The 10,236-nt window shown below is 60.9% G+C and carries 11 protein-coding genes and 2 pseudogenes; 4 read left to right on the top strand and 9 right to left on the bottom strand.

Annotation, left to right across the window (positions count from 1 at the left end):
* Nucleotides 1–158: 158 nt before the first annotated feature.
* Together urtB and urtA are read right to left on the bottom strand one after the other, a co-directional pair.
* Nucleotides 159–1,730: an urea ABC transporter permease subunit UrtB gene (gene urtB, locus RT21_RS04650; RefSeq protein ID WP_046161808.1), complete on the bottom strand. Its 1,572-nt coding sequence runs from the start codon at nucleotides 1,728–1,730 to the stop codon at nucleotides 159–161.
* Between the two features lie 237 nt (nucleotides 1,731–1,967).
* On the bottom strand, nucleotides 1,968–3,236 hold the full coding sequence (gene urtA, locus RT21_RS04655; protein ID WP_046161809.1) for an urea ABC transporter substrate-binding protein: 1,269 nt from the start codon (nucleotides 3,234–3,236) through the stop codon (nucleotides 1,968–1,970).
* Nucleotides 3,237–3,636: 400 nt separating this feature from the next.
* On the opposite strand from urtA, the gene RT21_RS04660 reads away from it, so the two are divergent.
* Complete coding sequence (locus tag RT21_RS04660; RefSeq protein ID WP_177327057.1) at nucleotides 3,637–4,203, top strand: pseudouridine synthase; 567 nt, start codon at nucleotides 3,637–3,639, stop codon at nucleotides 4,201–4,203.
* Nucleotides 4,204–4,242: 39 nt separating this feature from the next.
* On the opposite strand, the gene RT21_RS04665 is transcribed toward RT21_RS04660, so the two are convergent.
* From RT21_RS04665 to RT21_RS04685, 5 genes are all read right to left on the bottom strand, one after another.
* On the bottom strand, nucleotides 4,243–4,461 hold the full coding sequence (locus RT21_RS04665; RefSeq protein ID WP_046161811.1) for a DUF2788 domain-containing protein: 219 nt from the start codon (nucleotides 4,459–4,461) through the stop codon (nucleotides 4,243–4,245).
* 161 nt (nucleotides 4,462–4,622) lie between these two features.
* Nucleotides 4,623–5,015, bottom strand: coding sequence for a globin (locus RT21_RS04670; RefSeq protein WP_046161812.1), 393 nt, complete (start codon nucleotides 5,013–5,015; stop codon nucleotides 4,623–4,625).
* Between the two features lie 126 nt (nucleotides 5,016–5,141).
* On the bottom strand, nucleotides 5,142–5,621 hold the full coding sequence (locus tag RT21_RS04675; RefSeq protein ID WP_045424198.1) for an Lrp/AsnC family transcriptional regulator: 480 nt from the start codon (nucleotides 5,619–5,621) through the stop codon (nucleotides 5,142–5,144).
* Between the two features lie 305 nt (nucleotides 5,622–5,926).
* Complete coding sequence (locus tag RT21_RS04680; RefSeq protein WP_046161813.1) at nucleotides 5,927–6,859, bottom strand: cation diffusion facilitator family transporter; 933 nt, start codon at nucleotides 6,857–6,859, stop codon at nucleotides 5,927–5,929.
* Entirely contained in the window at nucleotides 6,859–7,275 is a 417-nt protein-coding gene (locus RT21_RS04685; RefSeq protein ID WP_045424203.1) for a hypothetical protein, read from the bottom strand. Before RT21_RS04685 ends, RT21_RS04680 begins: the two co-directional genes overlap by 1 nt.
* A gap of 176 nt (nucleotides 7,276–7,451) precedes the next feature.
* On the opposite strand from RT21_RS04685, the pseudogene RT21_RS04690 reads away from it, so the two are divergent.
* A pseudogene (locus RT21_RS04690) lies at nucleotides 7,452–7,832 on the top strand (DEAD/DEAH box helicase); the annotation flags it as partial.
* Between the two features lie 111 nt (nucleotides 7,833–7,943).
* Here the strand turns inward: RT21_RS04690 and RT21_RS04695 are convergent.
* Both RT21_RS04695 and RT21_RS04700 read right to left on the bottom strand, forming a co-directional pair.
* Entirely contained in the window at nucleotides 7,944–8,543 is a 600-nt protein-coding gene (locus RT21_RS04695; RefSeq protein WP_015275564.1) for a DUF6088 family protein, read from the bottom strand.
* A 166-nt stretch (nucleotides 8,544–8,709) separates the two neighbouring features.
* Nucleotides 8,710–9,000: a helix-turn-helix domain-containing protein gene (locus RT21_RS04700; RefSeq protein WP_003292631.1), complete on the bottom strand. Its 291-nt coding sequence runs from the start codon at nucleotides 8,998–9,000 to the stop codon at nucleotides 8,710–8,712.
* A 104-nt stretch (nucleotides 9,001–9,104) separates the two neighbouring features.
* Between RT21_RS04700 and RT21_RS04705 the strand changes: the two genes are divergently transcribed.
* Together RT21_RS04705 and RT21_RS04710 are read left to right on the top strand one after the other, a co-directional pair.
* Nucleotides 9,105–9,551, top strand: coding sequence for a hypothetical protein (locus RT21_RS04705; RefSeq protein ID WP_003292632.1), 447 nt, complete (start codon nucleotides 9,105–9,107; stop codon nucleotides 9,549–9,551).
* Nucleotides 9,552–9,770: 219 nt separating this feature from the next.
* Nucleotides 9,771–10,109 (top strand): annotated as a pseudogene (locus RT21_RS04710) (hypothetical protein); the annotation flags it as partial.
* Nucleotides 10,110–10,236: the final 127 nt, after the last annotated feature.

Consider the following 10,236-nt stretch of genomic DNA (forward strand, 5'->3'; position numbering starts at 1 on the left):
GCACTCCTGCCGTAAGTTGATGACGGGAATGCCGATTCGTAGGCTGACCTGTAGGAGCCAGCTTGCTGGCGATCCTGCGGGGTTGCTGGCTAGCACATTGATCGCGAGCATGGACTGGGCTTCCCTCATCGTTCCGGCGAGGGAGGGGAAATAGGTCTTCAATCGATCACCCTCCCTTTCAGCGCAAACAACCCCTGCGGACGTTTCTGGATGAACAGGATGATCAGCGCGAGGATGAGGATCTTGCCCAGCACGGCGCCGATCTGTGGTTCGAGGATCTTGTTGGCGATACCGAGGCCGAAGGCGGCAAAGATGCTGCCAGCCAGCTGTCCGACGCCGCCGAGCACCACGACGAGGAACGAATCAATGATGTAGCCCTGGCCGAGGTCCGGGCCGACGTTACCGATCTGGCTCAGCGCCACACCACCGAGCCCGGCGATGCCGGAGCCCAACCCGAAGGCCATCATGTCGATGCGCCCGGTGGGCACGCCGCAGCAGGCGGCCATGTTGCGGTTCTGCGTCACGGCACGCACGTTCAGGCCCAGGCGGGTCTTGTTCAGCAGCAACCAGGTCAGCAGCACCACGAACAGCGCGAAGCCGATGATCACCATGCGGTTGTAGGGCAGCACCAGGTTCGGCAGCACCTGCAGTCCGCCGGACAGCCAGCCGGGGTTGGCGACCTCGACGTTCTGCGCGCCGAACAGCACCCGCACCAGTTGGATCAGGATCAGGCTGATGCCCCAGGTGGCCAATAGGGTTTCCAGTGGGCGGCCGTAAAGATGGCGGATGACGGTGCGCTCCAGCGCCATGCCAATGGCGGCGGTGACAAAGAAGGCGACCGGCAGCGCCACCAGCGGATAGAACGCCAAGGCGTCCGGCATGAGGCGGGCCATCAGTACCTGCACCATGTAGGTGGTGTAGGCGCCGAGCATCAGCATTTCGCCGTGGGCCATGTTGATCACCCCGAGCAGGCCGAAGGTGATCGCCAGACCAAGCGCGGCGAGCAGCAGGATCGAGCCCAGCGACAGACCGCTGAAGGCCTGACCTAGCAGTTCGCCGATCAGGAGCTTGCGTTTGACCTGAGCGAGGCTGGTCTCTGCCGCCTTGCGCACGGTGGCGTCGGTTTCCGCTTCATCGGCCAGCAGATTTTCCAGCCGCACGCGCGCCAGCGGTGCGCCGGTTTCGCCGAGCAGGCGCACTGCAGCCAGGCGCACAGCCGGGTCTTCGGCACTCAATTGCAGGTTCGCCAGGGTCAGTGTCAGGGCTTCGCGCACGGCCGGGTCATCTTCGGCTTCGAGGCGCTGCTGCAGGAGTGGCAGCTGCTCCGGTTGTCCGCTGCGTTGCAGGCGTTTGGCCGCCGCAAGGCGTTCGGCCGGGTCATCGGAGAACAGCTGGTGGCTGGCTAATGCTCTATTGAGCAAGCCGCGCAGGCGGTTGTTCAGGCGCAGTTTCTTAGGCGTGCCGACGGGTTCGGCGTCGCCTTCGAGGGCGCGGTAGGCACCGTTTTCCTCAGTGAAAGGGGTCTTGTTCTTGTCGATCACCACGCGGCTGGCGCGTAGCGCTTCTATCAGTGGCAGCCGCTCCGGAGCGGGGGCAATGGCCCAGCTTTCCAACAGCTTGGCCTGTTTGGCCGGGCTGGCTTTGGCGTAATCGGCTGCGTCTCCGGCCTGGGCTGCGTAGGGCAGGGCGAGCAGGAGCAGCAGGAGAAATCGGTACAGGGCAGTGTTCATATTTACGTTCCCAGGGACCCGCGTGCTCTCTTGGTGGAGCTTGCGATGGTCGGCAGGTAGATGAAAAAGGCGTCATCCATACGCCGTCACAGCGCCGAAAGGTGGGCCGGCGTAGGGTGGGCTTCAGCCCACCGAGGGCTGATGGTGGGCTGAAGCCCACCCTACAAATCCAGGGCCATACGGCGGAGCTCGTCAGGTGGATGGCGCTTCATCCATCCACCGCAACGACCACAGCGCTTAGTTCGACTTCACCGCGTAGTCCGGCTTCTTGTCGTTACCGGGAATGTACGGGCTCCACGGCTGTGCGCGGACCGGGCTTTCGGTTTCCCAGACCACCGAGAATTGCCCGTCATCCTGCACCTCGCCGATCATCACCGGTTTGTGCAGGTGGTGGTTCTTCTCGTCCATGGTCAGGGTGTAGCCGCTCGGTGCTTTGAAGGTCTGGCCGGCGAGTGCCTGCACCACCGGTTTGACGTCGGTAGTTCCCGCTTTTTCGACCGCCTGCGCCCACATGTGGATGCCGACGTAGGTGGCTTCCATCGGGTCGTTGGTCACGGCCTTGTCAGCGCCGGGCAGGCCTTTTTCTTTGGCGTACGCCTTCCATTGGCTGACGAACTTGTCGTTCACAGGGTTCTCCACCGACTGGAAGTAGTTCCAGGCGGCCAGGTGACCGACCAGCGGTTTTGTGTCGATACCGCGCAGCTCTTCTTCACCGACCGAGAAGGCGACGACCGGAACGTCAGTGGCTTCCAGGCCCTGGTTGGCCAGCTCCTTGTAGAACGGCACGTTGGAGTCGCCGTTGATGGTCGAGACCACCGCCGTCTTGCCGCCGGCGGAGAACTTCTTGATGTTGGCGACGATGGTTTGGTAATCGCTGTGACCGAAGGGGGTGTAGACCTCTTCGATGCTGGATTCCGGCACGCCCTTGCTGATCAGGAAGGCGCGCAGGATCTTGTTGGTGGTGCGCGGGTAGACGTAGTCGGTGCCCAGCAGGAAGAAGCGCTCGGCGCTGCCGCCGTCTTCGCTCATCAGGTATTCAACGGCCGGGATGGCCTGCTGGTTTGGCGCGGCGCCGGTGTAGAAGACGTTCGGCGACAGCTCTTCACCTTCGTACTGAACCGGGTAGAACAGCAGGCCGTCGAGCTCTTCGAAGACTGGCAGTACGGATTTACGCGACACAGAGGTCCAGCAGCCGAAGGTCACCGCGACCTTGTCCTGGGTAAGCAGTTGACGGGCTTTTTCAGCGAACAGCGGCCAGTTGGACGCAGGGTCGACTACCACCGGCTCGAGCTGCTTGCCGAGCACGCCGCCCTTGGCGTTGATCTCGTCGATGGTCATCAGCGCCATGTCTTTCAGAGATGTTTCCGAAATGGCCATGGTGCCGGACAGCGAATGCAGGATGCCGACCTTGATGGTCTCGGCCGCCTGCAGGGTAAACGGGAACAGACCGCTGAGCATCAGGGCACTGGCGGCGAGGGTGGACTTCAGTAGGGGACGGCGTTTCATTGTGGGCGGCTCCTTGGCTGTCCATGCGCAACTGTGGGGTTGGTCCTTGGGGACGTAGAGCCCTATCGCAGCATCCGTGCCAATTCGCCTGTAAGCCTTCTGTTCCGGCGTTTTGCGGTCAATCATGAAATGCGCCATGGCGGGGCATGGACGCGGCATTGTCCGATAACGGTGCGCTTGGTGAGGTTATGGCGCACGCCATGCGCCTTTGTGGTGCTGATCGGTCGCAGCGGTGTTTCAGCCGGTTCGGTGCCTGTAGTAACGCTGGTTTTCACAGCCCCTTGCTGGTCAGCAACGCCCGCCCTAGCATAGCCGGCCTGCCATCAAAGGCTCAGCCATGCCTCGCACCGCTCGTCCCCGTCCACCGCGTCCTGCAGCGGCGCGATCACAATCTCGTCGTGTGGCCAAGGCGCCGCCGGCCGAGCCACGTCTGCTGCTGCTGAACAAACCCTTCGACGTGCTCACTCAGTTCAACGATGCCGATGGCCGCGCCACACTCAAAGACTTTGTGCCGGTGCCGGGTGTGTACCCCGCTGGCCGCCTGGATCGCGACAGTGAAGGCCTTTTGCTGCTGACCAACGACGGGCAATTGCAGGCGCGTATTGCTGATCCCAAGCACAAGCTGCCGAAGACGTATTGGGTTCAGGTGGAAGGCGAGGTGACTCCCGAGCAGCTGCAGCGGCTGCGCGACGGGGTTGAACTCAACGATGGCATGACCTTGCCAGCTGAAGCCCGGCAGCTCGACGAGCCCGAACTCTGGCCGCGCAATCCACCGGTGCGTTTTCGCAAGAGTGTGCCGACCTGCTGGCTGGAGCTGGTGATTCGGGAGGGCCGCAATCGTCAGGTTCGGCGGATGACGGCTGCGGTCGGCTTACCGACGCTGCGGCTGGTACGGGTCAGGATCGGGCCCTGGTCGCTGGACGATTTGCAGCCGGGCGAATGGCGGCAGGTGCCGGCGCATTTGTGAAGCACCGGCCGCTGTGCCCTGTTCAAACGACTCAGCGGATCAGTGCGGAATGCCCTGTGTCACTTCGATCACGTAGCCAATGATCGGCTTGGCGAGAAACGCAAACAGGCACAGCCCCAGGCCCAGAAACAGAATGGCCGTGCCGAGGCGACCGGCTTTTGACTTCTTGGCCAAGTCCCAGATGATGAAGGCCATGAACGCCATCAGGCCGCCGACCAGGACGATCATCATCCACTTCTCAAATACTTCAGGCTCCACACGTTACTCCTGACTGACATCGAAGAATGCGCCCGGGCTGGCCGGGCGAGAAAACGGCGCAGTATACGCCCGTGGAGCATGCTCAGCTCCCTCAGGCGTTGGACGATTATGAGCTTCAGGGGTTCGAGCGAGAGGCTCTGTTTCGAGCTTTGGTACGGCTGTTAGTAGTGGGATTTGATCACGTCGATGCCCTTGTTGAGCACCACTTGCCAGGCTTCAAGATCCAGCTGTTCCAGCTGCCGATCATGCTGCTTGATGGTCTTGAGCAGGGCGGCTATCCAAAGGTCATAGAGCTCGGGGCGGATGTCGAGATGGGCACGTGAATGGCTCTTGCCCAACGCCTGGAGCTTGGTATCCGGCATGCCACGGGCGAACATGACCAGGTTGAGAATGCCGGCGCGCAGCAGTTGTTTCTGCGCCACCATGTCGGTTTTGACAAACTTTTCCCGCACCGCTGGGGAGCTGGCAAGGAAGGTGGCATAGAACTCGTCGAAGAAGGCGGCACTCGCGCAGCAGCGACCGTAGCTCTGCATGACGCGGTTGGTGTCTTTCATGGGCATTTCCCTTGCACGAAGGCTGGTCGCTGCGCTGCCCTGAATTACCTGGCCGGCGGAGCAGAAGGGCGCGGATTATAGGCAATAGCCCTTCTGGCTGTGTGGTTTGCAAGTGTGAGCGGCGTCTCAGCCTCGCAAATGCTCCAGCGGCAGCTCGGTACTCGATGAGACCTGCCGCAGGACGAAGCTGGAGCGCACGCTCGACACCCCTTCGATACGGGTCAGGGTGCCGAGCAGAAAGGCCTGATAGTGCTCCATATCCGGCACCACAACCTTGAGCTGGTAGTCGGCATCCATTCCGGTCACCAGGCTGCACTCGAGCACTTCCGGGCATTTGCCGATCACCCCTTCGAAGTGCTCGAAGCGCTCCGGTGTGTGTCGGTCCATGCCGATCAGTACATAGGCGGTCAGGGTCAGGCCCAGCTTCTTGCGGTCCAGCAGTGCGACCTGGCGGGCGATGTAACCGTCGTCCTCGAGCTGCTTGACGCGTCGCGAGCAGGGTGAGGGCGACAGCCCGATACGCTCGGCCAGATCCTGATTGGAAATGCGCGCATCGTGCTGCAGTTCCTGCAGAATGCGCAGGTCGTAACGGTCCAGTTTGCTCATGTTTGGTTGCCTGCGGGGTTTGGTTGCGCATAACTATGCATCCGCGCGTAATGATTGCGCAACTGGCATGGATATGAGCAACTTTCGCAATCATCTGTCGGTGGGCGGGGCGTAAGCTTTATCCAACTTCAGCCCCCGGCAAAACTGACGCGGTACTTACCCCGCCGCGCCAACCGCATACCTTACCGAGGCTATCGGTCCGGGCCCGCACCGCTCACAAGGCGCTGCCGAAGACGTCGTCACAAGCGACTAGCGAATTCGGAGCAGTATTGAAAAAAGACCACGTCTCGCCACGTGGTCTTTTTTTATGGGCGTTCGGTTGGTTCCGGCGGGCGAGGCTTCACCACCTCGAGCGGGTCGGCATGCACCAGAACTTCAGCTCGAGGATACTGGCTGTGGATCGCCGTTTCGACCGCGTCGCACAGCGCATGCGCCTCGATCAGTGGCAGCTCGCCCGGTAACTCCAGGTGCATTTGCACGAACCAGCGGGTGCCCGAAACACGGGTACGCAGGTCGTGGCAGCCCACCACGCCGGGCACGTCGCATGCCAGCTGATGCATGTGTTCGCTGATCTCCGGTGCAAGCTCCGTATCCATGAGCACGGCGCCTGCCTCTCGCACGATGCTCAGGGCGCTCCAGAAGATGTACACCGCAATGGCGATACCGAAGACGGCGTCCAGACGTTCAAGGCCGTAACCGGTCAGCACCAGCGCGACAAGAATGCTGCTGTTGAGCAGCAGATCCGAGCGGTAGTGCAGCGAATCGGCGCGAATCGCCGTGGAGCCGGTTTCTCGCACCACATGCCGTTGGTACATCAACAGCGCCACGGTCAGTGCCAACGACAGCAGCATGACGGCGATGCCCAGTGTCGGCGCACCCAGCGGCTGCGGGTGCAGCATGCGGTCCACACCCTGGACGCAGACCAGAATCGCACTCACGGAAATGAAGGCACCCTGGCCGAGCCCGGCCAGGGCTTCGGCCTTGCCATGACCGTAGCGATGGTCGTCGTCGGCGGGGCGCAGCGAGTAGTGCACGGCCAACAAGTTGAGCAGCGAGGCGGCTCCGTCCAATAGCGAGTCGGTCAACCCGGCCAGCAGGCTGACCGAGCCGCTCAGCCACCAGGCCAGCGCCTTGCTGGCAGCAAGCGTCAGTGCCACGGCCAGCGCCAGGTGTGTGGCCCGGCGCATCAGCCTTGCGTGCTCGGCGCTGACTCCTTTGCGCTCGCGGGTGTGCTGCATCAGGCGGCCGGACGCAGTCCAAAGGCGGCCAACTGCTCGACGCTGCCGTTGTGTTGGATGAGACGCGGGTCATCCAGCGGCAGGCTGCGGCCGGTTTCAGTTTCGATGATGGCCTTGAGCTTGGCCTGGTCGATGACGCCGTCCGCGCCAATGGCTTCCTGCAGTTTTTCCGGGGCCATGGAGTAGTTGCTGTCAGGCAGATAGATCGCGCCGGTGGCGAAGTCGATACCAAAGGCGATCAAGCCAGGAATGAGATAGAAGAGCAGGCCGACGGCATTGGCTACTGCGATTGCCGGGTCGATCTTGCCGTCGATCTGGCCACGGCGGTCGGGGTAGAACAGCGTGCCGCAGGCGGTCAGCTGGGTGAAGAGGGAGACGGCCAGCACGCCGCCGATGACACGGGAACGAGTACGCATAAGGACCTCCGGGAAAAGTGGCGCAACTATACAAGGGCTGCGTGATGTTTTCTCGATATCAGACACTCCTGCTGCCCGCTCCGTTCGGCATCGTTGCTTCACCAGGGGCATAACGCTGTTCGCCGCTGCGCCGAGGCCTCTGCCCGCTATAATCGCGGCCCAGAAACGGAGTCTCCATGATTGCCCTGCCCATCGATGAAGCCCTCCCGGCGCTGCGCCAGGCCCTGCTAGCCCGCGATGAAGCGGTGCTCGAAGCACCGCCCGGTGCCGGCAAGACCACCCGTGTGCCGCTGGCGCTGCTGGATGAGCCGTGGCTCGCCGGGCAATCGATCCTGATGCTCGAACCACGGCGTCTTGCCGCCCGCGCGGCGGCCGAGCGACTGGCCAGCGAGCTGGGCGAGAAGGTCGGCGATACCGTGGGCTATCGCATCCGGCTCGAAAGCAAGATCGGGCCGAACACCCGTATCGAAGTGGTGACCGAAGGCATCCTTGCGCGCCGCTTGCAGGATGATCCGACGCTTGAAGGTGTCGGGCTGGTGATCTTCGACGAGTTCCACGTTTTGCTAAATGCGCAGGAAGTCGCATTGTCTTGTCAGAAAAGCCAGCCACGTCTCGCCTCAGGCTTTGGTAGCTGCCAGTAGGTGGAGTCGGGTAGGTGCTATTGCGCACTACTCAATCTCCTTGGCAGCAAAGCGCAATGCCGACCGCATCCACTCCGGCATCTTGCAGGCCCGGAGCTTCATCAGCTCTTCGCCGCTCAGCGCACTAACAATCTTGGAAACCACATTAGCGGACAGCCCTTCTTTCCCGATGTAGTAGAGAGCAGTAAGCGCCACACCTACCGTCGTGCCGGCGTGCTGCAAGCGGTCCTTGGATACGTGGCGGAGGCGAACCACCGCATTGCCAACCTTGATCTCGCGAGTAGATCCGCTGGTGTAAAAGGTCGGCAACACCTGCATCTGTGTGCTGAGGCCCAACCTCCGAACAGCCTCCGCGCCGTGTATCTGGATCGTCTCGCCGTTCGCCTTCGTGATGACCTCCACGACAGCCAGCGGACTCGGGCGCACCACCCTGCCGGTGTACTTGCTCATTTTGGGGCGCATGTAGACACCGCGAGCGACTCGCTCCAGCGTGCCTGATTGCACCAGCCTAGAAAGCGCTTTATTAATCGACGCACGGGAACCGACCTGCGCGAACACCGCGCCGGCAAATGGCCTCCCCTTTGGCATGTGCTTGACTCGATTTAAAATAGCTTGCGCGACGGACATATGAGCCCCAAAAAGTCAGAATCCACATATTTTCTGACGCCCACAAAAACTATAAGCCCTGCCAAAAACAGGACCTCCAGGCCAGCCACTGGGGACAGAGGGACAGCAAGATCAACACTCACTGTGCGGCCACGGAACCGGCCCCTCACACAGCCTCGCTGAGTAATCAGTCAGGTTCGACTAGAGCTCTCAACTCCTCACCAACCTTCTCCAGGAGCTGCTCAAAACTTTCAGGAGCTTCGGATCCAAGCAAGTAGGTCAGGGCCAAGAGGGTGACAGGGTGAGTGTCGAGCACCGTGCAGAGGCTATCGAGCTTTTCGAGAGTCGGGCTCGTTGCCCCGCGCTCCAGCATGCTGACGAAGGTACGACTGCTAACGAGCGAGAAATCTTCCTGTGCCAGCCCCCTACGCTGCCGCACGAGCCTCAACGCTTTCCCGAACGAATCCCGGACTTCCATTTTGCTGCTCCGCAAAATGGAACGATGAAGCGCGATTGAACAATATATGACTACAAAATATATTGTTCATCAATCAAGTACAATTATCATTAGGAGATTGGCGCGTGTTCAAAACCAGTCGGAATGCGGAACTGCTTCCTGGGCTCTCAACAGCGCCAGATGGCGTGCAGTTCTGGTCATATGTCGAGCTAGAGATGACCTGGCCCTGGTTCTACCTGCAGATCGTTGAGGACGATGGAAACGCGGCCTTTCGAAGCATGCTAATGGTTCCGTCGGTTCCATTGCTGGAACAGGTCATAGCTGCGCAGACCGAGCACGCCTGGCTGGAGCAGGCGTATCTTGTGAGTCCCGGGCATATGAACGAGGTGGGTCGCTGGTTGATGGAGCCGTTACTGGAGATCCTTTCAATTCGTGATGCACAAGGTAGCGAGCTTGGGCACCAGTACCGAGTGGAGGGAGATCGCACGTACTCAACCTCAGCGTGTCAGTCTCTCGGCAGTCGAATTAGTAAACACGTGATCTTCTCTGCTGCATTACATCTGCGAGGCTAACGCCCCACTTCCTACCCGTATCCATAGTCCCATCTGAACCGAGCTCAGTTGTCTTTCCAGAATTCGCTCCGCTGCACAAGGCCGAACTCATCGCCAGTCCTATCGGGATTCTCGTCGAACATGGTGTTGACCATACGCTCGCGGCGGAGACCACTCAGCGCTCGGAAAAAGCAGGCCTCACAGAGATGCACCTCATAACGCTCGCCATCATGCAAACACGATTTGCTGTTGGATGAGCATCACTTCGACGATGCCACCGATGACCGCGTCCGAGGAGAACTTTCAGAGCTCTTGCCCAAACAGGTCTACGAGGTAGAACGGCAACCTTTTTTGGGCCTGATGAGCGGATTGACCAACTACACCATGGCTGACGAGTTTCGCGTAAAGCAGGCGCTCGATATCGCTGTTGCGACCGGTGATTTGCTGGCGGTCGGTAAGGATGGCAAGACCAGGCGTCGCAAGGGCACTAGCATCAAATCCAGTGATATTCTGATAGCTCCCCCGCAGAGACCCATCTTCTTCGTGCCACAGCTGAAGAAATCCAGCTCGGAGAACTGAGGTTCGGCACCGCTCCTTGCTCGGTGGCTCGCCTTAACCGCATCGGTACCGGTAGCTTGGCCCATCGCGTGAAATGCCGAGCATTTCGCTCTAGGGGTCTGGCGCGTCGATCAAATAGCCCATCCCA

Origin of the sequence: Pseudomonas sp. 10B238 (assembly GCF_000970615.1) — a bacterium.
Classification (GTDB): Bacteria; Pseudomonadota; Gammaproteobacteria; order Pseudomonadales; family Pseudomonadaceae; genus Stutzerimonas.

Bases quoted from the DNA above. Each gene is read 5' to 3' on its own strand.
- urtB (WP_046161808.1), bottom strand. From the start codon at position 1,730: ATGAACACTGCCCTGTACCGATTTCTCCTGCTGCTCCTGCTCGCCCTG.
- urtA (WP_046161809.1), bottom strand. From the start codon at position 3,236: ATGAAACGCCGTCCCCTACTGAAGTCCACCCTCGCCGCCAGTGCCCTG.
- RT21_RS04670 (WP_046161812.1), bottom strand. From the start codon at position 5,015: ATGAAAGACACCAACCGCGTCATGCAGAGCTACGGTCGCTGCTGCGCG.
- RT21_RS04675 (WP_045424198.1), bottom strand. From the start codon at position 5,621: ATGAGCAAACTGGACCGTTACGACCTGCGCATTCTGCAGGAACTGCAG.
- RT21_RS04680 (WP_046161813.1), bottom strand. From the start codon at position 6,859: ATGCAGCACACCCGCGAGCGCAAAGGAGTCAGCGCCGAGCACGCAAGG.
- RT21_RS04685 (WP_045424203.1), bottom strand. From the start codon at position 7,275: ATGCGTACTCGTTCCCGTGTCATCGGCGGCGTGCTGGCCGTCTCCCTC.
- RT21_RS04695 (WP_015275564.1), bottom strand. From the start codon at position 8,543: ATGTCCGTCGCGCAAGCTATTTTAAATCGAGTCAAGCACATGCCAAAG.
- RT21_RS04700 (WP_003292631.1), bottom strand. From the start codon at position 9,000: ATGGAAGTCCGGGATTCGTTCGGGAAAGCGTTGAGGCTCGTGCGGCAG.